The organism is Nitratidesulfovibrio sp. 1201_IL3209 (assembly GCF_036763125.1).
Lineage (GTDB): Bacteria > Desulfobacterota > Desulfovibrionia > Desulfovibrionales > Desulfovibrionaceae > Cupidesulfovibrio.
Window position 1 is genome coordinate 12,359 of sequence record NZ_JBAIYT010000038.1, and the last position, 25,691, is coordinate 38,049.

Sequence of the window (25,691 nt, forward strand, 5' to 3'; positions counted from 1 at the left end):
GGGTAACGGGCCTGCTCCGGGTTTTTCGCCCGGCATGGCGGAACAGGCCCCATACGCGGCGGGACGCGGCCCGTCAAGCGGGGCGGGGTGCGAAGACAGCCGGAAGAACCGTGCCGAACGGAGACGGACGAGCGGGCCGGGGCCGACTCTCCATGGGCGGGGGGGGGACGCCGCCGGGCCGGACTCCGGGGCGGCCCGCGAAAGGTCTTCAGGTGGGAATTTCGGAGGAATCCCGACGCGCCGACACCTCACAATACTGCCCGCCGTGGGAAGCAGCCCCCCAAAAAGCCGGAAAAACTGCCCCATGCCCCCTGAACACCCCCGTCACCTGTTGACGTTCCGGATACCATCTGTATTACTGACCGCACGACGGAACGTGCATCAGCCACTTGGCGCGTACGTTCCGGCAAGCCTTCGGCAAGCGCCGCGACGGCCCGCCATCGGCCCCGCGATGCCCATGCCGCCGCGCTTCCCGCAAGGAATCGCCTGTCCAGCGCGCCCGCGCCCGCTCGCGCCCCACGGAGAACGCCATGCCCCGCAAGGTCAAATCGGTCCGCGTGCCGGAAGAACTCTCGGCCATCGACCTGTCCGGCATCATTGCCGAATGCGAAAAGTACCTGCGCGACCTGGAATCGGTCGCCATGCTCAACCAGCAGGGCGAACGCGAGGCGGCGGAAGCGCTGCTGCGCGCCCGCCAGGCCGACCTTGGCCGCCGCGTGGGCATGAAGGTGTGGGAGGCCCGCAAGCAGGCCGCGCTGGAACGGCTGCAAAAGGGACAGAACGCGCAGGCCGGGGAAACCGCCTGATCCCGCCGCGCACGATGTTCCGTCCGCCCACCCGGCTCCGCGCCGGGGCCGCACGATGAACAGGCAGGCCGCAACCCGTCCCGGTTATCCCCCCACCACCGCCACCTCGCCCCCGATGTCCACCCCCGCCATGCCCACCAGGGCGCGGTGGGGGTGCATTTCCACGCCCGCCGCGCGGGCCTCGTGGAACAGTTCGGCGTAGGCCGGGTCGATGTAGTCCGCCGGGCCGAAGCAATGCCCGTCGGGCCGCTGGATGAGGTAGAACCCGGCGGCGCGCTCGCCGCGCGCCACGATGTCCATCATCTCGCGCAGGTGCTTGGCCCCGCGCTCGGTGGCGGCGTCGGGAAAGGCGGCCACGTCGTCCTCCACCAGGGTCACGTTCTTGCACTCCACCCACAGGGTGGGCAGGCCGGGGCCGTCCAGCCGGGCGTCCAGCCTGCTTTCGCCGCGCTTGGCCTCGCGGCGCAGGGTGGTGTACCCCGCCGCCCACGGCAGCCGCCCGGCGTGGAAGGCCGCTTCCAGCAGGCGGTTGGGGACGGAGGTGTTCACCCCCACCCAGAAGCCGCGCGGCCCGTTGCCGCCGCAGCGCACCAGTTCCTGGGTGTATTTCAGCTTGCGGTCCGGGTTGGGCGCCGGGGACGCCAGCACCGCCGCGCCGGGGCGCATCAGTCCCAGCATGGACCCGGAATTGTTGCTGTGCACCCACAAGGGCTCGCCATCCAGTTCCAGTTCCACGCTGAACCGCTTCACCCGCCGCACGAGGCGGCCCACGACGCAGCCGGGCGGAAACGGCAGCAGCGGCGCGCCGTAGCCCGCCGTGCCCATGCCCGGCAGCCCTTCGCCAGCCTTGCCGGTACCCTTGCCGCCCCCGCCTGCTGTCCCGCCCGTGAACCCGCCGTCACTCCCCGCGCCATGGGGCGCGGCCGGTCCCCCGGCCCGCGCCTGCGTGGCGTCCCCTTTTCCGCGTCGCGTTCCGTCCCCTGACATCGTCTTTCCTTACGGCAGGTTGGCGCATACTGCGCACCGTGCGGCACGGCACGGGCCACTCCGCGCGCATCCTGCCGGTATGTTTTGATGTTTCCGCAATTTACAGCCGCCCCGTAAGCTGGTAACCAGCCGCCGAGAGCAGACGCGCCCCCCGCATCACCCGGCACGCAGGCGGCCGCGCACACCATACCACGCGAACAGGACGCACCGTAATGAGAATCTCCGACCGTCTCACCCGCATCAAGCCCTCGGCCACCCTGGCCGTCAACGCCAAGGCGCTGGAACTCAAGGCCAAGGGCGTGCAGGTGGTCAGCCTTGCCGTGGGCGAGCCCGACTTTCCCACCCCGGAACACGTGCGCGAGGCGGCCAAGACCGCCATCGACGAAGGTTTCACCCGCTACACCCAGGTGCCGGGCATTCCCGAACTGCGCCAGGCGGTGTGCGGCTACTTCGCGCGGTTCTACGGGGTGGAGGCCCCCATGGAAGCCACGGTGGTCACCAACGGCGGCAAGCAGGCACTGTACAACCTCTTCCAGTGCCTGCTCAACCCCGGCGACGAAGTGCTGGTGCCCGCCCCCTACTGGGTGAGCTACCCGGCGCTGGTGGAACTGGCGGGCGGCGTGACCGTGCCGGTGGCCTCCCCGGCGGAGCGCGGCTTCAAGGTCACGCCGGAGGAACTCGACCGCGCCGTCACCCCCAGGACCCGCGCGCTGCTGCTGAATTCGCCCTCCAACCCCACGGGGGCCTGCTATTCCCGCGCGGAAACCGACGCCATCATGGAATGGGCCATTGCGCGCGACCTGTTCGTGATCTCGGACGAAATCTACGACCGGCTGGTGTACGAACCGGCCGAGGCCGTCAGCGTGTGCGACTGGTGGGAACGCCACCCCGAGAACGTGGCCGTGGTCAACGGCCTGGCCAAGACCTTCGCCATGACCGGCTGGCGCGTGGGCTACGCCCTGGCCCACCCCGACCTGATCAAGGCCATGATCAAGATCCAGGGCCAGTCCACCTCGAACATCTGCTCCGTGGCCCAGAAGGCGGCGCTGGCCGCCCTCACCGGCCCCTACGACGCGGCGGAGAAGATGAAGAAAGCCTTCCGCCGCCGCCGCGACCTGGCCCACGGGATGGTTTCGTCGTGGCCGGGCGTGGTCTGCCCCAGGCCCGACGGCGCGTTCTACCTGTTCGCGGACATGAGCGCCCTGTTCACCCCGGCCCTGCCCGACTCGGCCAGCCTGTGCACCTACATCATGGAGCAGGCCAACGTGGCGCTGGTGCCGGGCGCGGCCTTCGGCGACGACGCCTGCCTGCGCTTCTCGTACGCGGTGTCCGACGACACGCTGATGATCGCGCTGGACAAGGTCGCCAAGGTCCTCTTCGGATAGCTTCCCGCGTTGCGCACCGGCCTCGCCCTTCGCCGGAAAGTACGATATGACGGCGGCATGTCCCGCGCGGTTCGCCCACGCGACCGGCCGGGGCATGCCGCCGCTTCGCCCGCCGCGTCCCCCGCGTCCCTAGTCCCGCCCGCGCGGCGGCGTGGCATCCGCGAATGTTCGCCTCACGCATCGCGCGGCCCCGCCGCGCATCACCGGCACGCACGCATGGGCCTTTTCCCCGGCCCGCAAGGAGCATGACCATGCCCCAGCCCCACCGTCTCGACTGGACCAACGCTTGGCCCGCCGCGCCGCTGGGCCGCCTGGCCCCCGACACCGCCGCCGCGCACGACCTGCACAAGGGCGAGATGGCCCACCGCCTGAAGGCGGAACTGGCCGCCGGGCACCTGCCGTTTATCGACATGCCCTACCGCGACGCGCTGGAATCGGGCCTTGCCGCGCTTCAGCCCACCCTGTCCCGCTACCGCCACATGGTGCTGCTGGGCATCGGCGGCTCGGCGCTGGGCGCGCGGGCGCTCCAGAAGGCGTTCTTTCCCCGGCAGGACCGGCCCGGCCACGACGGCCCGTGGCTGTGGATAGCCGACAACGTGGACGCCGACACGCTGGAGGCGTGGTTCGCCAGCCTGCCGCCGGAACAGACCATCGTGGTCGCCGTCAGCAAGTCGGGCGGCACCATCGAAACGCTGGCCCAGTACTTCCTGGCCAAGGAATGGCTGCGCGAAACGCTGGGCAACGCCTGGCGCGAGCACATGCTGGTGGTCACCGACGAGAACGCGGGCTTCCTGCGGCAAGAGGCGCAGACGGCGAATCTCGCCTCGCTGCCCGTGCCCGACCATCTGGGCGGCCGCTATTCCGTGCTGTCCGCCGTGGGGCTGGTGCCCGCCGCGTTCATGGGGCTGGACTGGCGTGCCTTGCTGGACGGCGCGCAGGCCGCCGGGGCGGACCTGGTGGCCGACCCGGCCCACGCCCTGCCTGGCCACCCCGCGTGGCGACTGGCCCTGTGGAACATGGCCCTGGCCGACGCGGCCTATTCGCAGCTCATCTTCTTCTGCTACGTGCCGCTGTGGGCGCCGTTCGGCCCGTGGTTCGCCCAGTTGTGGGCCGAAAGCCTGGGCAAGGAAGGCAAGGGCACCATGCCCCTGCCCGCCGTGGGCGTCACCGACCAGCATTCCCTGCAACAGATGTTTCTGGACGGCCCGCGCGACAAGGGCTGCCTGTTCCTGACCTGCCCCGGCCTGCCGCAGGGCCGCTCCTTCCCGGCCAGCCTGCCGGACAAGTGGGCCTTCCTGAAGGGCCGCCGCTTCGGCGAACTGCTGGACGCCGAGGGCCTGGGCACCCGCATGGCCCTGACCCAGCAGGGGGTGCCCCTTGTGGAACTGCGCATGGGCCACACCGGCGAGGCCGCCGCGGGCCGCCTGATGGGCCTGCTGGAACTGGCCACCCTGTTCACCGGCTGGCTCATGAACATCAACCCGCTGGACCAGCCCGCCGTGGAGCTTGGCAAGCGCCTTGCCAACGCCCGGCTGGGCGCGCCCGGCTACCCGGCGGAAGAGGCGGACCTTGCCGCCTTCCTCGGCCGGGCCGGACAGTCGCAGGAGTTCTAGCCGGTGCCGCGCCGTTTCGAATTGCCGGGGGGGCTGCCCTTCGGCTTCGCCCGCTTCCTGTCGTGGGTGTCGCTGGTGCTCATCCTGGCCACCAGCATCGTGATGTCCGTGATCATCACCGATTCGGCGCGCAACACCATGTTCCGCAAGCAGCAGGAATTCGCCTCGCTGCTGGCGGAAAACCTGAACCACCAGATATACCGCCGCTTCACCCTGCCCACGCTGGTGGGCTTCGGGCGCATCGCCCTGCGCCAGCCGGTGCAGTACGAACGGCTGGACCAGCTGGTGCAGTCGGTAATCCACGGGTTGCAGGTCTCGCGGGTGCGCATCTACGACCACGGCAAGATCGTGTCCTATTCCACCGACCGTGCGGACCTCGGCCGCACAGACCTGGCCGGGCCGGAAATCACCGTGGCCCTGCGCGACGAGGACCCCAGCTACACCATCGACGCGGACATCTCGTTCTGGCAGGCCCTGTTCACCCCCCGGCTGGAGCCGGGCAGCTTCATCCTGCGCACCACCTACCCCCTGCGCGTGGAAAACCGCCTGGGCCGCATCGACGATGACGACGACAGCCCCATCATGGGCGTGCTGGAGATGACCCAGGACATCACCAACGACACCCGGGCCATCATCGCCTTCCAGTGGCTGATCATCGGCACGGCCAGCCTGTCGTCGCTGGTGCTGTTCGGCATGCTGCTGGTGTTCATCCGCCGGGCCGAGCGGGTCATGGCCGAACGCATGCAGGAAAAGCAGCGCCTGGAGCGCGAACTGCACCAGCACGAAAAGCTGGCGGGCATGGGCCGGGTGGTGGCCAGCATCGCCCACGAGATCCGCAACCCGCTGGGCATCATCCGCTCCAGCGCGGAACTGCTGCTGAAACGCCCCAGCAGTTCCGACCCGGTCACCGCGCGCATCCTTGAAGCCATCTACGACGAGGCCAAGCGGCTCAGCCAGACGGTCAACGACTTCCTGGACTACGCCCGCCCCCGCCAGCCCCGGCAGGACCCGGTGGAGACCGACACCGTGCTCGACCGCGTGCTGGGCTTTCTGGAGGGCGAACTGGCCCGCCGCGAGGTCGCCGTGGCCCGCGAGACGGAGCCGGGCATCGCCGTTTCCGGCGACGGGGACCTGCTGTACCGCGCGTTCTACAACATCATGGTCAACGCGTTGCAGGCCATGGACGGCCCCGGCTCGGTCACCGTCACCGCCCGCCGCGACGGCGACGAGGCCGAGTTCGCCTTCCGCGACAGCGGCCCCGGCTTCGACCCGGCCAACCGCGAACGGCTGCTGGACCCGTTCTTCACCACCAAGGATGACGGCACCGGCCTTGGCCTGCCCATCGTGAACTCCATCATCACCAGCCACGGCGGCAGCCTGCGCATCGACAACGCGCCCGAGGGCGGGGCCGTAGTGTACGTGCGCCTGCCCCTGCGCAGCGAATAGTCCCCGATCTGGGGCAAACGCCTTCTCACGGGTTGCGCGCGCGGCCATCCGGCCCTATTTTCTGTCCCTTGGGCCTACCCCGGCACCGCCGCGCCGCGCGCCCGGCACCACGACACCGCAACCGGAATCGCCATGAACGACAAGACGCATCTGCTCGTGCTCGACGACGAGAAGAACTACCTGCTCGTGCTCGAAGCCCTGTTGTCCGACGCGGGCTACACCGTCACCGCGCTCAACGACCCGGAGACCGGCCTTGCCTTTCTGGAAGAGTCGGAAGTCGACGTCATCGTCACCGACATGAAGATGCCGAAGATCACCGGGCGCGAAGTGCTGGAACAGGTCAAGAAGAACTGGCCGCACATCCCCGTGCTGATCATGACCGCCTTCGGCTCCATCGAAAGCGCCGTGGAGGTCATGAAGTACGGCGCGTTCGACTACATCACCAAGCCCTTCTCCAACGACGAACTGCTGCTGTCCGTGCACAACGCAGCCGAGCTTGCGCGCATGCACCGCCAGTACCGCGTGCTGCGCGAAAACCTGGAAGAACGCTACGGCATGCACCAGATCATCGGCAAAAGCAGGGCCATCCGCGAAACCCTGGCCATGGTCGACCGGGCCGCGCCCAGCCGTTCCACGGTGCTCATCTCCGGCGAATCGGGCACCGGCAAGGAACTGGTGGCGCGGGCCATCCACTTTTCCTCGCCCCGCAACAAGGGGCCGTTCGTCTCGGTCAACTGCATGGCCCTGAACCCCGGCGTGCTGGAAAGCGAACTGTTCGGCCACGAGAAGGGATCGTTCACCGGCGCCGTGGCCATGCGCCGGGGCCGCTTCGAGCAGGCGGGCGGCGGCACCCTGTTCCTGGACGAAATCGGCGAGCTGACCCCCGAGCTTCAGGTCAAGCTGCTGCGCGTGTTGCAGGAACGCCGCTTCGAACGCGTGGGCGGCACCGAAGAGGTGGAGGTGGACATCCGCGTGGTGGCCGCCACCAACAAGAACCTTCAGGAAGAGGTGGAAAAGGGCAACTTCCGCGAAGACCTGTTCTACCGCCTCAACGTGGTGCACATCGCCCTGCCGCCCCTGCGCGAACGCCGCGAGGACATCCCCCTGCTGGTGGCCCACTTCGTGGACAAGCTGGCCCGCGAGAACGGCGTCACCCCCAAGACCTTCACCCCGGAAGCGCTGGACTACATGACCGGCTACGAATGGCCCGGCAACATCCGCCAGTTGCAGAACGTGGTGGAACGCTGCCTCGTGCTCGTCTCCGGCGACACCATCCGCGTGGACGACCTGCCCCCGGAACTGCGCGACGAAGAGGCGCAACTGAAAAGCGCCGTGGACCTGCTGCCCGTGCAACTCGACCTGGCCGACACCCTGGAACGCATCGAGGCCGCCCTCATCCGCCGCGCCCTGGTCCGCGCCGACTTCGTGCAGGTGAAGGCGGCGGAACTGCTCGCCATCTCCAAGAGCCTGCTGCAATACAAGTTGAAGAAATACAATATCACGGGGCATTAGATTAGGAAAGATGAAACGGGGGAAGGGACCCTTTGAAAAGGGTCTCCTTCCCCCGGACCCCCATCCCCCCAAACTTTTTATTTGGGTGGGATATATCCCCAACTGCCGAGCCCCCGTGCGTTTCCCCTACCTTGACGGGTGGTCACCGTCGCCGCATAGTCGGTAAGGACGACAAACCGCACCACGGAGGTGCCCCATGGAAAAGCAGAAGATATCCCTGAGTACCCGGCTGCTCTGCGCGGACGCGGCGGGCGTCGTCGAGGCGCTGGCCGAAGGGCTGAAGGAGCGCTGCCTGAAAGTCCAGAAGGGCGACGAGACCATGGTGCTCAGCCCGCCGGAAGCCGTGGACGTCGACGTGGAAGCCAAGATCCGCGACGGGCGGGGCAAGTTTTCGCTCGAAATATCCTGGCGCATCCCCGACGATGAAACCGTGGCCGCCTGCGACGAGGTGGCCAACCTGCCCGGCCGCGACCACATTGCCCCCCTCGGCTGTGCCGATGTGGAGGACGTGTCCGACATCGACCTGGATGTGGCCCTGAAAAAGGCCGACAAGCCGGAAAAGGCAAAGGGTCACAAGGCCGAGAAATCCGAAAAGGACGGAAAGGCCAAGCCGGACAAGAAAAAGGACAAGCCCGAAAAGGGCGGCAAGGACACGTCCGGCCGCAAGGACAGGAAGAAGGACAAGAACGAAGGGACCGAAGACTAGTTCCCCGCCGCTTCGCCAACGCACAAGGGCAGGCCCATGGCCTGCCCTTTTTCATGGCTCCGTCCCCGCCATCCTCACCGGCCGGGCCACGTTGACAACCCCGCCCCCCTGCCCTACGTCGGGGCAAGGCCCCCCGTGGTGCCGCGCATTCCGCCCCCGTTCGCAACCCGCCCCCGGCCCGCCGGGCGCATCCCCAGCCCATGCCCCACGCCCCAGACTTTCCGGAATCACCAGACTTCCCGGAATCACCCGACATTCCGGGACAGGACCATACCCCCGCCGCCCCGCGTCCCCCCTTCGACTTCGACGCGGACAACCCCGTGCGCGACTACATCACCGCGCTGCTGGCCTCGCCCTTCGGACGGCAGGTCACCCATCACCGCGCCCTGCCCGCGCGCGAGGGCGCCCACGCCCCCAACCGCCGCCCGTGGCCCAAGGCCATCCGCGACATCCTGGCCCGCAACGGGATCGACGACCTGTACACCCATCAGGCCCGCGCCACCGACCTGATCCGCGCCGGGCGGCATGTCGTCGTCGCCACGCCCACGGCCAGCGGCAAGACCCATGTCTACAACCTGCCGGTGCTGGAGCGCTTTCTGTCCGACCCGGACGCCCGCGCCCTGTACCTGTTTCCGCTGAAGGCGCTGGCCCAGGACCAGCTTTCCACCTTCAACGGCCTTACCGCCGCCTGGCCCGCCGACGCCCGCCCCCGGGCCGCCATCTACGACGGCGACACCACCGACCACTTCCGCCGCAAGATCCGCCAGAACCCGCCCACCGTGCTGCTGACCAACCCGGAAATGCTGCACCTGGCCATCCTGCCGCATCACCAGCAGTGGACCAGCCTGCTGGCCTCGCTGGCCTTCATCGTGGTGGACGAGGTGCACACCTATCGCGGCGTGCTGGGCGCGCACATGGCCCAAGTGTTCCGCCGCCTGCTGCGCGTGTGCGCCCGCTATGGCGCGCACCCCACCTTCGTGTTCTGCTCCGCCACCGTGGGCAACCCCGGCGAACTGGCCGCCAACCTGACCGGGTTGGGCGGGGGTTTTGAAAGCAAAAATCTTGTGGGGGAAGGGACCCTTTGCGGCAGCCGTTGGGCGAGCGCGAAGCGTGAGCCTTACGGATGGCGTCCGCAAAGCGTGAAAAGGGTCTCCTTCCCCCACACCCCCATCCCCCCAAACTTTTCGATAGGGGGGAGCGAATCAACAAACCTCGGAGCCGATGCGGGCGAAGCACGCAACGGCTCCGCAAAAGGGGTCAAGGGGGCGCGGCCCCCTTGCGGGGGTGCAGGGGGCAGCGCCCCCTGCACAAACTCCGGCGCATCTTCCATCCAAGTCATCACCGAGAGTGGCGCACCGCAGGGCCTGCGGCACTTCGTGTTCGTGAACCCGGACGACAGCCCGTCCACGGCGGCCATCCAGTTGCTGCGCTCGGCCCTGGCGCGGGGCTTGCGCACCATTGTCTATTGCCAGTCGCGGCGCATGACCGAGCTCATCAGCATGTGGGCGGCGGAGAAGGCCGGCCCCTACCGCAACCGCATCAGCGCCTACCGCGCCGGGTTTCTGCCCGAGGAGCGGCGCGACATCGAGGCGCGCATGGCCGGGGGCTACCTGCTGGCGGTCATTTCCACCAGCGCGCTGGAACTGGGGATAGACATCGGCGGGCTGGACCTGTGCATCCTGGTGGGCTACCCCGGCACGGTCATGTCCACCCTGCAACGCGGCGGCCGGGTGGGCCGCGCGCAACAGGAATCGGCTGTCATCCTGGTGGCCGGAGAGGACGCGCTGGACCAGTATTTCGTGCGGCACCCCGACGAGTTCTTCAACCGGCCCGCCGAGCACGCGGTAGTCAACCCGGACAACCCGGTCATCGCCAAGCGGCACATCGAATGTGCGGCGGCGGAGCTTCCCCTTCCTGCTGACGAGCCGTGGCTGGCCGCGCCGGGTGCGGCCGCCGCGCTGGCGGAACTGGAATCCGAAGGGCTGGTGCTGCGCAGCGCCGACGGCTCCACGCTGCTGGCCGCGCGCAAGCGGCCGCACCGCCACGTGGACCTGCGCGGCAGCGGCAACACCTTCACCATCGAGGACGGCGACGGCGCCATCATCGGCAGCGTGGACGGTCACCGCGCCTACCGCGAAACCCACCCCGGCGCGGTGTACCTGCACCGGGGCCGCAGTTGGGTGGTCACCCGGCTGGACCCCGGTGCGCAGAAGGTGGTGGCGGAGCAGGCCCGCGTGTCGTGGTTCACCCGGGTGCGCGGCAACAAGACCACGGAAATTCTGGATATCCACGACCATTGCGTGGCCTGCGGCACCCGCGTGTTTCTGGGCAAGCTGCGGGTGACGGAGACCATCACCGGCTACGAGAAGCGCAGCGTGTCCGGCCAGCGGCTGCTGTCCGTGGTGCCGCTGGATGCGCCGCCCTTCGTCTTCGAAACCGAGGGGTTGTGGTTCGAGATTCCCGACGCCGCGCGCATCGCCACCGAGAACGAACTGCTGCACTTCATGGGGGCCATCCACGCGCTGGAGCACGCCGCCATCGGCATCCTGCCGCTGCTGGTCATGACCGACCGCAACGACCTGGGCGGCATCTCCACTCCCATGCACCCGCAGGTGGGCCGCCCCGCCGTGTTCATCTACGACGGCCTGCCGGGCGGAGCCGGACTGACCCGCGCCGCCTTTGCCGACGCCGACGCGCTGTTCCGCGCCACCCGCGCCGCCATCGCCGAATGCCCGTGCGAAACCGGCTGCCCCTCGTGCGTGCATTCGCCCAAGTGCGGCTCCGGCAACCGGCCCATCGACAAGGCGGGCGCGCTGTTCCTGCTGGACCGCATGGCCTGCGGCGCGCCGGAATCCGACCCGGTGCAGCCGGGGCTGGAGCAGGGGGGGATGACGGATAGGGGGATTTTTATCGGAAGAGAGGGGGAGGATGAAAAGAACCGGGGCGCTGCCCCGGACCCCGTTGGGGGATTATATATCCCCCAAACCCCCTCTCTGCGTCCGGGCGATGACGCCCGAAGCGGGCGTCATCGCCCGGACGGGACAACACTCCACTATTTCCAGTATATGGAAGAAGGGATGGCGTACCGTCGCGCAACACCCGCGCGACATGCCGAAACCGGGCCGCCCGCAACCGGCAATCCCCCCACGGAACACGCCCCCAAGGAGCACGTCATGACCCCGGACAATACCTCGAACATCCGCAACGCAGGGCCGCTCTTCGCGTCAACGCCGGGCGGAAAGATTCTCACCCCCGTGGGCCGCTACATGGTGCTGGACGTGGAAACCCGCCGCGCGGCGGCGGAGGTGGGCGGCTGGCACCGGGCCGACCGCATGGGTGTGAGCGTGGCCGTGCTGTACGACGCCGCCGACGACTCCTACACCCCCTACGAGCAGGACCGGGTGCCCGAAATGCTGGACCGCCTGCGCGCGGCCGACCTAGTGGTGGGCTTCAACATCTCGCGCTTCGACTACGCGGTGCTCTCGCCCTTCGCCCCCTACGACCTGCACACCCTGCCCACCCTGGACATGCTGGCCAAGGTCAAGGACCGCCTGTCCTACCGCATCTCGCTGGACAACCTGGCCCAGGCGACCTTCGGTACTCCCAAGTCCGCCGATGGCCTGCAAGCCCTGCAATGGTGGAAGGAACAACGCCTCGACCTTATCGCCGCATACTGCCGCAAGGACGTGGAGATCACCCGCGCCCTGTTCCTGCACGGCCGCGAAAAAGGCTACCTGCTGTTCACCAACAAGGACGGAAAGGCGGTGCGGGTGCCGGTGGAGTGGTAGTCTAATGGTAGTCGGGGGGCAGGCCGCATGGCCCGTTCCGGGGAGTCGCGCGGGCAATCGGAAAGCGCGAGGCGCCGCGGAAAAGATGATGCAGAGGGGGACGACGGCGGGACGACCACGCCGCCCCTACGCCGCGAAGCGCTCCGGCAGCGGCGGAATGTCCGCGTACCCCAGCACCACGTGCCAGTAGGTCCACGAGCGCGGGTCGAACACCCCGGCCGGGGCGTGGCGCAGGGCATGACGGAAGGCCGCCTCGTCGAAGCTGCGGCGCACCGTCACCACGTCTTCCAGCGTGCCGTAGGTCATGACGTGGCACAGGAACAGCACGCGGTTGGCCAGCGTGGCTTCCGGCGGCTGAAACCACACCACCCGCGCGGCCACGGCCAACAGCGCCGCGTGCTCGTCGGCACTCCACGCTTCCGGCTGCGGCAGGCTCATGCGGCGGCCTCCTTTACCCCGACGGACACGGGCAGCGCGCCGAGTTCTTCAGGCCGCACGCCCGCCACGGCGGCGCGCAACCGGGCGCGGACATCCTCGCGAACCTCCTCGCCCAAATCATCAAAGAACGTCAGCGCCTTCAACGTCAGCAACGGGCTGTACGGCGGCCCGTACAGGGCCACGGCCGCGCACAGCACCCGCGCCAACGGCTCGCCCGCCTCCAGGATGGCGTCCATGTCCACGTAGTCTTTCCATGACGGGCGCGCCACAACCACCTTGGCCTTGGCCGCGCCCACGTCCAGCAGCGAGGCCACGGCAATGCCCGCGCCATCGGCTTCGTCGGGGTCGGCCACCCGGTTCAGGGCAAGCCCGCCGAAAAACGACACCTGCACCGGCCCGCCCCGGTCCACGCTGCACGTCAGCGTATTGGGCGCCATCTGCTGCACCACCGCGCCATGCAGGTACGGAATCGCCGCATACAACGCCTCCGGGTCGAACGGCCGGTTGGAAAAGAAATCGAAATCCACCGAGGTCCGGTGCCCCAGCCGCAGGGCCAGCGCAGTGCCCCCGTACAGCACGAAATCGTCCGGCGTGCCCTTGAGTTCGGCCCACAGGGTCTTCTGGCTTTCGGGCAGGATGTCGAGATTCGGGGCAAAACGTTCCGGCATGGCAGGCTCCTGTCGTTGCCATGGCATACCAGTTTCACGCGCCCCTGTCAGGGGTGCCGCCGCTCCTCGTGCCCGGACCCCGCGCCGCGTGAGCGCCCACCCCATATACGCATCCCCCCTTCCCACGCCCGCGCCCCCATGCTAGAATAGAAATTCCCGGTGTCCCGTGCATCGTCCAGAGCAGACCAACCGGGGCAAGGCAACGCGGCAAGTCATACTTGTCCGCCGGTTGCCCCTGCCCTCATGACAGATGACGGCCCGCCCGCGACCACAAGCACACTCCCGCCCCAAAGGCTGCCCGCCAACCGCCCAACAGGAGGCATGCATGCTCCCCGCCGCGTACCAGACCTTTCTGAAGGAACTTCTGGAGTTCATCCCCCGCCGCAACGTGTTCACCGACCCCCTGCGCACCCTGGCTTACGGCACCGACGCCAGCTTCTACCGGCTCATCCCGAAAATCGTGGTAGACACCCACAACGAGGACGAGGTGGTGGGCGTCATCAAACTGGCCAACAGGCACCGCCTGCCCATGACCTTCCGCGCGGCGGGCACCAGCCTTTCCGGCCAGGCCGTGACCGATTCCATCCTGGTGCGCCTGGGCGACGGCTGGCGCAAGTACGCCATCTTCGACAACGCCACCAAGATCCGCCTGCAACCCGGCATCATCGGCAGCCACGCCAACCGGCTGCTGGCCGAGTTCGGCAAGAAGATCGGGCCGGACCCGGCCTCCATCGACACCTGCAAGATCGGCGGCATCGTGGCCAACAACGCCAGCGGCATGTGCTGCGGCGTGGCCGAGAACAGCTACAAGACGCTCAGCCACATGCGCATCGTGTTCCACGACGGCACCGTGCTGGACACCTCCGACACCAAGAGCCGCGCCGCGTTCCAGCGCAATCATCCGGAAATCGTCAACGGCGTGGCCGCGTTGCGGGCGCAGATCATGGGCAAGCCGGACCTTGCCGACCTGATCACCCGCAAGTTCAAGATCAAGAACACCACCGGCTACAGCCTGAACGCGCTGGTGGACTTCGCCGACCCGTTCGACATCATCCAGCACCTGATGGTGGGTTCGGAAGGCACCCTCGGCTTCATCAGCGAGGTGACCTACCACACCGTCACCGAGCATGCCCACAAGGCCTCGGCGCTGATCATCTTCCCCACCATCCGCGACGCGTGCGAGGCGACGATCATCCTGCGTCAGCAGCCCGTGTCCGCCGTGGAAATGATGGACCGCGCCTCGCTGCGCTCCGTCGAGGACAAGCCCGGCATGCCGGAAGGGCTGCAAGGGCTCCCCGATGACGCCGCCGCCCTGCTGGTGGAAACCCGCGCGGGCGACAAGGCCACCATGGACGACCAGATCGCCCGCATCACCGCGTCCATCGAGGCCATCCCCAAGATCCGCCCGGTGGCCTTCACCGACGTGCCCGCCGAATTCGGCATCCTGTGGAACGTGCGCAAGGGCCTGTTCCCGGCCGTGGGCGCGGTGCGCAAGGTGGGCACCACGGTCATCATCGAGGACGTGGCCTTCCCCATCGCCTCGCTGGCCGACGCCACCCTGGAACTGCAAACCCTGTTCGCCAAACACGGCTACGACGAGGCCATCATCTTCGGCCACGCCCTGGAAGGGAACCTGCACTTCGTGTTCACGCAGGACTTCAACACCCAGGCCGAGGTGGACCGCTACCGCGCCTTCATGGACGACGTGACCGCCATGGTGGTGGGGACCTACTCCGGATCGCTCAAGGCGGAGCACGGCACCGGCCGCAACATGGCCCCGTTCGTGGAACTGGAATGGGGGCGCGACGCCTTCCTGCTGATGCGCGAACTGAAGACCCTGTTCGACCCGCACGGGCTGCTCAACCCCGGCGTGATCATCAACCCCGACGCGGAAGCGCACGTCCGCAACCTGAAGCCGCTGCCCGCCGCGCACCCCATCATCGACAAGTGTATCGAGTGCGGCTTCTGCGAACCCATCTGCCCGTCCAAGGACGTGACCTTCACCCCGCGCCAGCGCATCGTGGGCTGGCGCGAAATCTCGCGCATGAAGGCGGGGGACGAGAAAAGCAGTCTCCTCAAACAATTGTTCTCGGGCTACGACTACCTGGGCGACAACACCTGCGCCACCGACGGCCTGTGCGCCACGCGCTGCCCGGTGGGCATCAACACCGGCGCGTTCATCAAGGAACTGCGCGCCGACAAGGTGGGGCCGCGCGCGCAAAAGGCGGCGGACTGGGTGGCCCGCCACTACGCCGGGGTGTGCCGCACCGTGTCCGTGGCGCTCACCGGGGTGGACCTGCTGCACCGCGTGCTGGGCACCGACGTCATGGACAAGGGCGCGAAATTCCTGCGCGTGGTCTCGCTGAAAAAGGCCCCGCTGTGGACGCGGGCCATGCCCACCGGCGCATCCGCCCCGGCCCACGCCCCGCGCGGTCCGGTGTCCGACCGCAAGGTGGTGTACTTCCCCAGTTGCATCGCCCGCTCCATGGGTCCGGCCCGCGACGACGAGCAGCGCGACCCGCTGCCCGCCAAGACCATCGGCCTGCTGCTCAAGGCGGGCTACCATGTGCTGTTCCCGGAAAAGCTGGGCGAGCTGTGCTGCGGCCAACCCTTCGAGAGCAAGGGCTTCAAGGCCCAGGCCGACATGAAGGCCAAGGAACTGTCCGAAGCCCTGCTGAAGGTCAGCGACAACGGGGCCATCCCCGTGCTGTGCGACACCAGCCCCTGCCTGTACCGCATGAAGGAAACCCTGGATAAGCGCCTGAAGCTGTACGAGCCCATCGAGTTCGCACTGGACCACCTGACGCAGGCGCTGGACTTCCGCAAGGCGGAACGCACCATCGCCATCCACTCCACCTGCACGGCGGTGAAGCTGGGCCTGCCCGGCAAGTTCAAGCAACTGGCCGAACTGTGCGCCGAACAGGTCATCGTGCCGGAAGACGTGTTCTGCTGCGGCTTCGCGGGAGACCGGGGCTTCAGCTTCCCGGAACTGAACGCGGGCGCGCTGAAGGAACTGCGGCGGCAGGTGGAAATCTGCGAGGAAGGCTACTCCACCAGCCGCACCTGCGAGATCGGCCTGTCGCTGCACGGCAAGATCCCGTACCGCAACATCCTGTATCTTGTGGATGAGGTGACCACGCCCAAGCACGCGTAGGGGCGGGTGAGGCGCCCGCGAGGGCATGAAACGAACGACCGGGAGTAGCCGCAGGGCCGCTCCCGGTCTTGTCATGCGCCCCCTGCCAAAACGCCCCTCCCGCAAATGCCGTGCAAGGGGCTTCCACAGCGCACGAGAAGGGGTCCAGGGGGCTTAGCCCCCTGGCCGCCGGAGGCGTCCAGAACCCTAACGGCCCGCTGCGCGAACGAAACGCGCCCGGCACCGCGCCTACCACAGGTAGGGTTCGGCCTCGCGCCACTGGAAGATGAACGGATCGCCCGGCGGCGGGATGAGCCGGACCGCGTCCGCCGTGAACACCCAGCCGGAATTCAGCGACCCCGCGAATACGTCGCGCGGGGCAAGGCGGGCCAGCTTGGCGGGCAGTTTTTCGCGGGTCAGGTGGCCGTACACCTCCACCCATTGGCCGTCGCCCAGTCCGGCCAGGATGTCCCGCGACGCCGGGACGGGCCGGGTGGGGGCCGTGCCCGGTTCCGGGGCGGGGCGGGCGTCCGCGTGCGGCTTCCCGGCGGGCTCCCGCACGCCGGGCCGCACCGCGAAACCGCCCGCTGTCGCGTCGGCCAGGCAGCAGTACAGACTCACCCGGAACACGGCCACCGCACCCTGGGCGTCCAGCGCGGGGTGGCGGGTCACCGCGCCCCGGAACACGTAACGCCCGGCCAATTCCTCCGGCCTGTCGCGCTGCTCCAGCAGGAACAGTTCCGCCAGGTTGATGCGCACGTACTCTGTGCCCCCATAGGTGGCGCGGGGGCCAAGCTCGTCGTCTCCACCAGCCGGGGCCGGCGCGTCGTCGAACGGGCCGGGCCTGCCGGAGGCTTCAAACGCGTCGGGCGGACCGGCAAAGGCGTCCGGATCGTCATACGGGGCATCGGGCCGGACATCGGGACCGCTCCCGGCGTCGGCGGGCGGCAGGCCGCCCGCCACCTCGCCGCCAAGCCGTCCCGTCACCATGCCGTCCTGCGGAGGCGTGGCATCCACGCCCCACCAGTCCACCGTGGCCGTCAGGCTCACGCACAGCAGCAGCCCCAGCAACAGCGCCCGGCGCAACGGCACGGGGCGCGGCCCCGGCCGGGACCCGGACGAGCCAGACGAGCCTGACGAGGCTCCGGCCACGCCGCGCAGCAGCACCGCCGCGCCCAGCACGGCCAGCACCGCGCCCGTGAGCAGGGTCAGCCACAGAAAGCGCGGGTTCAGGAGCATGGAGTAGTTGCCCGACCAGCCCAGCCAGGCGATGACCAGGGCCATGCCCCACAGCAGCGCGGCATCGGCAAGGACGGCGGCCGGGGGCCGGTGGAACGTGGCGCGGACAGGACGAATGGGGCTCATTCCAGCACCCCCAGCCCGGCCAGCAGCATGCACGCCGCCCACACGCAGAGGGTGGGCAGCGCCACCAGCCGCAGCACCAGCCCGCGCCGGAACGCCGCGCCGTACATGGCCATCAGCTTCAGGTCCAGCATGGGGCCCAGCGCCACGAAGGCCAGCCGGGCCGAGGCGGGAAAGCCCACGAACGAGGCGGCCACGAAGGCGTCGGCCTCGGAGCACACGCTGAGCAGCACGGCCAGCCCCATCAGGGCCGGAATGGCCAGGGCCGGGGTGTCCATGAACAGGAACAGCGCTTCGGGCGGGGTGAAGGTGCGGAACGCGGCGGCGGCCAGCGCGCCGGGCAGCAGCCAGGCGCAGGCGTCCAGCAGGTCGGCGGTCATGTGCCGGACCACCCCGTGCAGTTGCGCCGCGCGGGACACGGTGACGGAGGAAGCGGCGAAAGCGGGGGGCGCGGCAGCAAGGGCCGGTACGACCGGCCCGGACCCCGCGTGCCCGCCCAATCCGGCGGGCGACGCGGCCAGGGCGTCCTCCACCTCGCGGAAATGCGGCAGCGGCGACGCTGCAACAAGGTGCGGGAGGGGGCGGTCTTCGTCATGGGCATGTCCGCAGCCGCACCCGCAGGTTTCCTGCGTGTCCGGCGCGCTGGGGCGCAATGCCCCGTCCACGGCCATGCGGCGCACGGAAATGCCCACCGCCACCGCCGTGGCGGCCACCACCGCCGCGCGCAGCCCGGTCATCAGCGCATCGCCGCGAAAGGCCACCCAGGTGGAAACCATGACCACCGGGTTCACCACCGGCGCGGCCAGCATGTAGGCCACGGCGGCGGGCACCGGCACCCCCTTGGACAGCATGCGCCGCACCACGGGCACCACCCCGCATTCGCAGGTGGGCAACACCGTGCCCAGCGCCACCCCGAAGGCCAGCGCCCCCGGCAGGGACCTGGGCGCCCGCCGCTCCACCCAGGCGCGCGGCACGAACACCTCCATGCAGGCGGACACCAGCGAGCCCAGCACCAGGAAGGGCAAGGCTTCGAGAAACACGGCAAGCGCGGTCTGGGCGAGATGGATGAGGCGTGCGTCCATGGGATGGGGGGGATAGTGGGGATGGCGGGGATGGCGGAATGGTGTGGATGGAGCGGTGACGGAAAAATGGCGGGCGGCGAAACCGGCGCGGCGGCCATGCATGCCGCCACGTCCGCATACTCCGCGCGGGGCGGGAATGCAACCGGGTTGCATCCGTTGCCCCCCCTCCGCGCGGGACAGGCGGCCCCCTCCCCCGCTTGCGCCCTGCGGCGCACCACGGCGGGCACCCCGGATTTCCGGCACATTCGCATGTCCATTCCACCCCGGACATGCTATGCAAAACGGCGGGCAGCGCCTGCTCCCCTCCCATCCTCCCCTGTCCTCCTGCTGTGCTACATTTCAATTAGGTATAAATACTACTCATTATTTATTTCACATAAACATCACAAAAATACATGGCACCACCCCGCTTCGCTTGTGCGCAAAGTGCATTTTTTCGCATTCCCGTTTTCCTTTGCCCGGTTTTTTCACGGCTGGTAGGGACGGCCTACCGACACGCCGCCATCCCGCATCCGGCTGTCCCGGCTGGCAGGCCCAGGCAGAACCACCGGATGCGCACCACGGGCCCCGCCGAAGGCACGCACCCTCCTTCGCCGGGAGCATCACCGGATTCCATTCCCCACCTGTGCGGACATGCCGAACAGGCGCGGACGGAAACGGATGCGGCGTCCCGCCACAGGCAGCGCGGCAGCGCCGCGCCCGGCAGGCACGACACGCAACACGGGCCGCGCGCCCGAGGAGAACGCACATGTCGCTGAGCTACAAGGAAATGCAGCAGGTCCTGATGGACGAACTGCGCCTGTACCACTACCCCATCGCCGTCAAATTCTTCTTCGACGAGGCGGAACTGGAAACCTTCAAGGAAAAGGCCGAGTTCTACCTGCCCGTGAAGCCCATGACCTTCTGTCAGTGGGAAATCGCCGCGCGCATGAAGGGCCAGACCGTGCTGTCCGGTCCCGAAGGCCTGGGCTGTTCCAACGCCCTGGTCTCCTTCGGCTGGAAGGAAATCGACGACAACGAAATCAAGAGCCACGCCAAGTACGTGCGCGACCTGGCCCAGGCCGAGCGCTTCGTGCGCTCCAAGCCGCGCCTGCCCCAGGGGCTGAAGGCCATCGCCGTGGGCCCGCTGGGCGACGCCGTGGTCGATCCCTCGGTCATCCACTTCTACTGTGACAACATGCAGGCCTACCACCTGGCCGTGGACTACATGGCCGCCACCGACCAGCACCCGCTGAAGACCAACGTGACCATGAACTCCTCGGCCTGCGGCGGCACCGTGTACTCGTACCTGGAAAAGACCGCCAACATGCTGCCCGCCTGCTCCGGCAGCTACAACGCGGGCAAGACCGAGCGCGGCGAAATCAACTTCGTGATCCCCGGCGAGCACATGGGCCTTACCGTGGAACGCCTGCTGGAACGCAAGCGCAACCTCGGCAGCAGCGCCATCACCCGCCCCGGCGACAACTTCCCCGGCGCGGACGTCTGCAAGAACTGTCCGCTGATCATCTTCAAGAAAGAAAAGTAGGCACGACGGGGACCGCCGCCATGTCGCCCCCCGTGGGCGGCGGCCCCCGTTCCCATTTCGGAAGCGCACCGAAACACCATCCAAGGAGAGAGACCGTGTCCAAGCACACCAAACACCTGCTGCTGCTCGCGGCCGTCGTTGCCGTCAGCCTTCTGTGGTTCGAGCCCGCCTGGGCCGACAGACTGTCCGACGCCATCGACGGCGCCGTCCAGGCCGGCAAGGTCAAGGCCGACGCCCCCGCCGGGTTCCTCGGCATTCCCGGCGCCCCCCACGTCAGCCCCATCCTGTCCTTTGCCTGGGCCGTGTGGGTGGGCTGGATCTTCTCCACCGTGGGCGCGTTCGGCGGCGTCATGGCCGGTGTCGGCCACATGTCGGTGTTCGGCCTTGGCGGCTACGTCAAGACCCTGGGCAAGGACCTGCCCCTGAACAAGGTGGCCACCGACTCCATCCGCGCCTCCAACCAGTGGCTGGTGGGCTTCTCGGCCCTCATCTCCTCGTTCAACTACTACAAGATGGGCCGCCTGGTGCTGCCGCTGGCCCTGGCCCTTGGCGCGGGCTCGCTGCTGGGCGCGTGGGGCTCGGCCACGTTCTTCGCGGGCAAGGTGTCGTTCTCGCAGTACCAGGGCTACTTCGGCCTGTTCGTGCTGGTGCTGGGCGTGTACCTGTTCTGGGAAACCTCTCCCGCCGGCCAGGCTTCCAAGAAGAAGGCCAAGGAAGCCGCCAGGGCCTTCGAAGAAGCGGTGAAGAAGATCAAGAGCGGCGAGCAGGTGGATGAAAAGACCATCGGCGTGCACGTCATCTCCACCAGCCTGACCAAGTGCGTGTTCACCTTCTCGGGCGTGGAATTCTCGTTCAACCCCATCCTGCCCGTGGTGGGCGGCATCGTCATCTCCGCCATCGCCGCGTTCCTCGGCGTGGGCGGCGGCTTCCTGCTGGTGCCCTTCCTGACCAGCATTTCGCAGCTGCCCATGTACCTGGCCGCCGGCACCTCGGCCCTCGCGGTGCTCATCTCCATGGTCACCTCCATCGCCACCCTGGTCAGCAAGGGCACCCCGCTCGACTGGACCATGATCGGCACCGAACTGGTGGGCATCTTCCTGGGCTCCATCATCGGCCCCCGCACCTCCAAGTACTTCTCCGACATGTGGCTGAAGCGCCTGTTCATCGTGCTGGCCCTGTACGTCGGCATCGACTACGTGCTGCGCGGCTTCTTCAACTACCGCATCTTCGGCTAGCCGAGGCTGCCCCGCGACACGCCGGGGGGCGGGGCCTGCGCCCCGCCCCCTTCACTTTTCTTCCGAACAGAGGCAACCTGCACCCATCATGGATACCCTGCACGCCGCCCTTGCCTGGCTGGACCCCCTGTTCATCGCGCCCTACCGCCTGCCGGGCAACGCCCTGGCGGGCTTCGGGCTGGGCACGGCCGTGCTGGCCCTGTGGTGCATCGCGTTCGGCAGCGCGCTGTCGCTGTGCGCCACGCGCATCAACCGCCGCCGCCTGGCGGAGTTGCGCCACGGCATGGAACATCATCACAAGCTGTCGGAAGCGGCCCTGCGCGCGGGCGACAAGGAAAGCTACAAGGCGGTCAACAGCCAGGCCCACGAGGCCTTCGGCCACTATTTCTCGCTGGGCGGGGCCATGTTCTGCGTGTCCATCATCCCCCTGCCCTTCGCCCTGGCCTGGATGGACATGCGCTTTGCCGGGGCCACGCCGGAACTGCCGTGGGACGCCCCGCTCGTCGGGCAGCAGCCCTCCATCCTGTTCTGGTTCCTGCTCCTGTACATTCCGCTGCGCATCATCTATGCCAACGTCATGTCCAGAATAGGGTGGTTCACCCGCTTGCAGGCCTGGGCCGCCACGCCGCCCGCCGGCAGCATTCCCCGCGACGAACCCGCGCACGGTTCCGCCCCAGGCCCCGCCCCCGCCCCCGGCCCCGGTGGCCCCGGCGGTCCCGACTGTCGGGACGGCCGGAGCGGCCGGGGCGGCTAGGACCGCCTTTCCCTTCCGGAGCCACACGGTGCGCACCCGCTTTCTCGCCATAGCCGCCCTCCTCATGGCCATCGCCGCCGCCATCCAGCTGTGGTGGGACGCGGAACCCGTGACCCGGGTGGACATGACCCGCCGGGCCGAGGTGAAGGCCCCCGAGGCGGTGCCCGCCATCACCTACGCCTACCTGCCGCAGTATTCCCACTCCACCTCGTACCTGCGCCACCGCGCCCTGGTGGAATACCTCCAGAAGGCCACCGGCCTCGCCATCCGTCAGGTGTTCCCCGACACCTTCGAGGCGCACCGCCGCATGGTGGAACGCGGCGAGATCGACATCTCGTTCTCCAACCCCATGACCTACGTGCTGCTGGCGCAAAGCGGCGCGCGGGCCTTCGCGGGCATCGTCGAACCCTCGGGCCGGGCCACCTTCCGGGGGCAGATCATCGCCCGGGCCGACAACGCGGCCATCAGGAGCGAGCGGGATTGCCGGGGCAAGCGCTGGATCGCCGTGGACCCCTATTCCGCAGGCGGGTACCTGTTCGTGCTGGGCCACTTCCACGACAAGGGGCTGTCCGAAAGCGACTTCGCCGAAATCGCCTTTGCCCCCGGCCCCGGCGGCAAGCAGGAAAAGGCCGTGCTCGGCGTGTACGCGGGCCGCTACGACATCGCCTCCATCCGCGAAGGCACCCTGGGCATCCTGGAAGGCAAGGTGGACCTTTCCGCCCTGAAGGTGGTGGCCAACACCCGCGAATACCCCAGCTGGGTCTACGCCGCGCGCAAGGGGCTGGACCCGGACATCGTGCGGCGCATCGCCGCCGCCATGTTCGCCCTTTCGGAAAACGACCCCGAGCACGAACGCATCCTGGCCGCGGCGGGCATGCGCGGCATCATTCCCACCACCGACAGCGACTACGACCCCTGCCGCGAACTGTTCGCCAAGCTGCGGCTGGACCCGTCCAAGGTAGGCGCCGAATGAACCCGCTGCGCCGCCTGAACTTCCGCCGCAAGCTCAACCTCGGCATCACGCTCATCGTGCTGTTCGTGGCCGCGCTGCTGTCGGTGTTCGTCACGCGCATCGCGGCCAACGCGCTCATCGAGGAAAGCAAGCGGCGCGGCGCGGTGCTGGCCACCAACCTGGCCCTGCGCGCGGCCGACCCCATGCTGTCCACCGACTTCCTGCGCCTCAGGAATCTGGTGGACGAAGTGCTGAACGTGGACAGCGACATCGTCTACGCCTTCATCGTGGACGACCGCGACCAGGTGCTGGCCCACACCTTCGGCCGCACCTTCCCGCTGGACCTGCTGGAAACCAACAGGGCCGAGGACGGCCACCTTGCCGTGCGCCTGCTGGACACCGGGCGCGAGCGCATCTACGACTTCGCCGCGCCGGTGATGGTGGGCGGGCGCGAGTTCGGCGCTATCCGCATCGGCCTTTCGCGCACCAAGGTGCTGGACGTGGTCAACGGCATGATCCTGGCCATCAGCGGGCTTTCGGTGGTGGCGCTGCTGGTGGCCGTGGTCATCAGCGCCCACTTCGCCAAGCGCATCACCGCCCGCATCGGCGCGCTGAAGGTGCACGCCGAGGAAATCGTGCGCGGCAACCTGCACCTGCCCGCCACCACCTCCGTCCGCCGCAACTGCTGGGAACAGCGGCTGTGCGGCCGCACCGACTGCCCCGCCTACGGCGACACCGAACGCCGCTGCTGGTACGTCAAGGGCACCGCCTGCGCCGGGTGCGACGGCCGGGCCTACCCCGCCAAGCTCGCCCAGTGCCGCCAGTGCGAGGTGTACGAGACCTTCGCCGGCGACGAGATAGAGGAACTGGCCGACACCTTCGACGTCATGGCCCACGCCCTGCGCGCCCACATCGCCGAACTGCGCGAGACCGAGCGCGACCTGACCCGCCAGCAGGGCATCATGCGCACCATCCTGGAAGTCACCCCCGACCGGATGGCCCTGCTGGACGAACACCTGCGCTATCTTTCCGTGAACAAGGCGTTTGCCGACTGGCTGGGCCTGCCCCCGTCCGGGATCATCGGCAAGAACGACTTCGAGCTGTTCCCGCGCGACACGGCCGAGATGCGCGTGGCCGAGAACCGCGCCGTCCTCACCACCGGCATGCCCGTGTACCGCGAGGCGCAGGACCGCCGCGACGTCCTGAGCGGGGGCGGGAACGGGAACGGGGCCGGAAGCGACGCCGCCGCGGACTTCGGCCACGGCCGCGACGAATGGTTCCACCTGGTCAAGGTGCCCGTGTTCGACGAGGGCGGCCGCATCATCGGCGTGCTGTCCACCGCGCGCGACATCACCGCCATCCGCAGCTACCAGGACCAGCTCATCCAGTCGCAGAAGATGGAATCCGTGGGCAAGCTGGCCGGGGGCGTGGCGCACGAGATCAACACCCCCCTCGGCATCATCCTGGGCTACGCGCAGCTGCTGCAAGAGGATGTGCCCGCCGAAAGCCAGATGCACCAGGACCTGCAGATCATCGAGAAGCAGGCCAAGTTCTGCCGCAAGATCGTCTCCGACCTGCTGGGCTTCTCGCGCCAGACCCAGAGCCAGAAGAAGGAGATGTGCTTCAACAACTCCATCATGGAAGTGGTCTCGCTGGTGCGCCACACCTTCTCGCTGGAGAACGTGACCATCCTCGCCGACCTCGACGACCGGCTGCCCGTCATCTACGGCGCGCCCGAAAAACTGAAGCAGGTGTGGATGAACCTCTTGCACAACGCCTCGGGCGCCATGCCCGGCGGCGGGCTGATCAAGGTGCGCACCCGGCTGGACATCGCGAACATGACCGTCACCGCCTGGTTCGCCGATACCGGCATCGGCATCCCCGAACCCAACCTGCAACAGATCTTCGACCCGTTCTTTTCCACCAAGCCCGTGGGCAAGGGCACCGGCCTCGGCCTGTCCGTGTCCTTCGGCATCATCGAAGACCACGAAGGGTTCATCGAAGCCCACAGCCCCCTGCCGCCCGGCTTCATCGACGAAGACATGCCCCAAGGGGCCGTGCGCGGCCCCGGCGCGGTGTTCCGCGTGGTCCTGCCCCTGGAACCCCAAGGCGCCGCCGACCTGCCCGACATCGACCCCAGGGAAAAGGTGCAGCCGGAGGCAGATAAAGAATACGCAAAGGCAGAAAGCAGAACCGGGGGGGGGGGGGGGGGGGGGGGGGGGGGGGGGGGGGGGGGGGGGGGGGGGGGGGGGGGGGGGGGGGGGGGGGGGGGGGGGGGGGGGGGGGGGGGGGGGGGGGG

18 protein-coding genes are annotated in these 25,691 nt (G+C 68.5%); 13 read left to right on the plus strand and 5 right to left on the minus strand.

Features of this window, described 5'->3' with window-relative positions; genetic code table 11:
• Nucleotides 1–530 precede the first annotated feature (530 nt).
• Nucleotides 531–806: a hypothetical protein gene (locus V6B97_RS14805; protein ID WP_333507281.1), complete on the plus strand. Its 276-nt coding sequence runs from the start codon at nucleotides 531–533 to the stop codon at nucleotides 804–806.
• Between the two features lie 84 nt (nucleotides 807–890).
• On the opposite strand, the gene sfsA is transcribed toward V6B97_RS14805, so the two are convergent.
• Nucleotides 891–1,631, minus strand: coding sequence for a DNA/RNA nuclease SfsA (sfsA, locus tag V6B97_RS14810; RefSeq protein WP_333507299.1), 741 nt, complete (start codon nucleotides 1,629–1,631; stop codon nucleotides 891–893).
• Between the two features lie 374 nt (nucleotides 1,632–2,005).
• On the opposite strand from sfsA, the gene V6B97_RS14815 reads away from it, so the two are divergent.
• The 6 genes from V6B97_RS14815 (at nucleotide 2,006) to V6B97_RS14840 (ending at nucleotide 12,243) form a co-directional block, all read left to right on the plus strand.
• Complete coding sequence (locus V6B97_RS14815) at nucleotides 2,006–3,178, plus strand: pyridoxal phosphate-dependent aminotransferase (protein ID WP_333507282.1); 1,173 nt, start codon at nucleotides 2,006–2,008, stop codon at nucleotides 3,176–3,178.
• Between the two features lie 251 nt (nucleotides 3,179–3,429).
• Nucleotides 3,430–4,791 (plus strand): glucose-6-phosphate isomerase, encoded by a 1,362-nt coding sequence (locus V6B97_RS14820; protein ID WP_333507283.1) that lies wholly within the window; start codon nucleotides 3,430–3,432, stop codon nucleotides 4,789–4,791.
• A 3-nt stretch (nucleotides 4,792–4,794) separates the two neighbouring features.
• On the plus strand, nucleotides 4,795–6,237 hold the full coding sequence (locus V6B97_RS14825; protein ID WP_333507284.1) for a sensor histidine kinase: 1,443 nt from the start codon (nucleotides 4,795–4,797) through the stop codon (nucleotides 6,235–6,237).
• Nucleotides 6,238–6,369: 132 nt separating this feature from the next.
• The gene (locus tag V6B97_RS14830; RefSeq protein ID WP_333507285.1) at nucleotides 6,370–7,749 is read left to right on the plus strand and encodes a sigma-54-dependent transcriptional regulator; all 1,380 of its coding nucleotides are present in this window, start codon (nucleotides 6,370–6,372) and stop codon (nucleotides 7,747–7,749) included.
• A gap of 196 nt (nucleotides 7,750–7,945) precedes the next feature.
• Nucleotides 7,946–8,455 (plus strand): amphi-Trp domain-containing protein, encoded by a 510-nt coding sequence (locus tag V6B97_RS14835; protein WP_333507286.1) that lies wholly within the window; start codon nucleotides 7,946–7,948, stop codon nucleotides 8,453–8,455.
• 200 nt (nucleotides 8,456–8,655) lie between these two features.
• Nucleotides 8,656–12,243 carry a DEAD/DEAH box helicase gene (locus V6B97_RS14840; protein WP_333507287.1) on the plus strand — a complete coding sequence of 1,196 codons (3,588 nt, stop codon included), beginning with the start codon at nucleotides 8,656–8,658 and terminating at the stop codon, nucleotides 12,241–12,243.
• 126 nt (nucleotides 12,244–12,369) lie between these two features.
• Here V6B97_RS14840 and V6B97_RS14845 read toward each other — a convergent pair whose 3' ends face one another.
• Complete coding sequence (locus V6B97_RS14845) at nucleotides 12,370–12,681, minus strand: hypothetical protein (RefSeq protein ID WP_333507288.1); 312 nt, start codon at nucleotides 12,679–12,681, stop codon at nucleotides 12,370–12,372.
• Entirely contained in the window at nucleotides 12,678–13,349 is a 672-nt protein-coding gene (locus V6B97_RS14850; RefSeq protein ID WP_333507289.1) for a nucleotidyl transferase AbiEii/AbiGii toxin family protein, read from the minus strand. The genes V6B97_RS14845 and V6B97_RS14850 overlap by 4 nt, the downstream gene beginning before the upstream one ends.
• Before the next feature lie 325 nt (nucleotides 13,350–13,674).
• On the opposite strand from V6B97_RS14850, the gene V6B97_RS14855 reads away from it, so the two are divergent.
• On the plus strand, nucleotides 13,675–16,503 hold the full coding sequence (locus V6B97_RS14855) for an FAD-binding and (Fe-S)-binding domain-containing protein (protein WP_333507290.1): 2,829 nt from the start codon (nucleotides 13,675–13,677) through the stop codon (nucleotides 16,501–16,503).
• 228 nt (nucleotides 16,504–16,731) lie between these two features.
• On the opposite strand, the gene V6B97_RS14860 is transcribed toward V6B97_RS14855, so the two are convergent.
• Together V6B97_RS14860 and V6B97_RS14865 are read right to left on the minus strand one after the other, a co-directional pair.
• Nucleotides 16,732–17,847 (minus strand): hypothetical protein, encoded by a 1,116-nt coding sequence (locus tag V6B97_RS14860; protein ID WP_333507291.1) that lies wholly within the window; start codon nucleotides 17,845–17,847, stop codon nucleotides 16,732–16,734.
• Nucleotides 17,844–19,028 carry a permease gene (locus V6B97_RS14865; protein WP_333507292.1) on the minus strand — a complete coding sequence of 395 codons (1,185 nt, stop codon included), beginning with the start codon at nucleotides 19,026–19,028 and terminating at the stop codon, nucleotides 17,844–17,846. Before V6B97_RS14865 ends, V6B97_RS14860 begins: the two co-directional genes overlap by 4 nt.
• Nucleotides 19,029–19,674: 646 nt before the next feature.
• On the opposite strand from V6B97_RS14865, the gene V6B97_RS14870 reads away from it, so the two are divergent.
• From V6B97_RS14870 to V6B97_RS14890, 5 genes are all read left to right on the plus strand, one after another.
• A complete protein-coding gene (locus V6B97_RS14870; protein WP_333507293.1) occupies nucleotides 19,675–20,451 on the plus strand; it encodes a DUF169 domain-containing protein in 777 nt (258 codons plus the stop codon).
• Between the two features lie 95 nt (nucleotides 20,452–20,546).
• The gene (locus V6B97_RS14875) at nucleotides 20,547–21,686 is read left to right on the plus strand and encodes a sulfite exporter TauE/SafE family protein (RefSeq protein ID WP_333507294.1); all 1,140 of its coding nucleotides are present in this window, start codon (nucleotides 20,547–20,549) and stop codon (nucleotides 21,684–21,686) included.
• 88 nt (nucleotides 21,687–21,774) lie between these two features.
• Nucleotides 21,775–22,440 carry a hypothetical protein gene (locus tag V6B97_RS14880; protein ID WP_333507295.1) on the plus strand — a complete coding sequence of 222 codons (666 nt, stop codon included), beginning with the start codon at nucleotides 21,775–21,777 and terminating at the stop codon, nucleotides 22,438–22,440.
• A 28-nt stretch (nucleotides 22,441–22,468) separates the two neighbouring features.
• Nucleotides 22,469–23,413 carry a phosphate/phosphite/phosphonate ABC transporter substrate-binding protein gene (locus V6B97_RS14885; RefSeq protein WP_333507296.1) on the plus strand — a complete coding sequence of 315 codons (945 nt, stop codon included), beginning with the start codon at nucleotides 22,469–22,471 and terminating at the stop codon, nucleotides 23,411–23,413.
• Nucleotides 23,410–25,691, plus strand: a 2,282-nt coding sequence (locus V6B97_RS14890; RefSeq protein WP_333507297.1) for an ATP-binding protein, incomplete at its 3' end; no start/stop codon positions are given. The genes V6B97_RS14885 and V6B97_RS14890, both read left to right, overlap by 4 nt.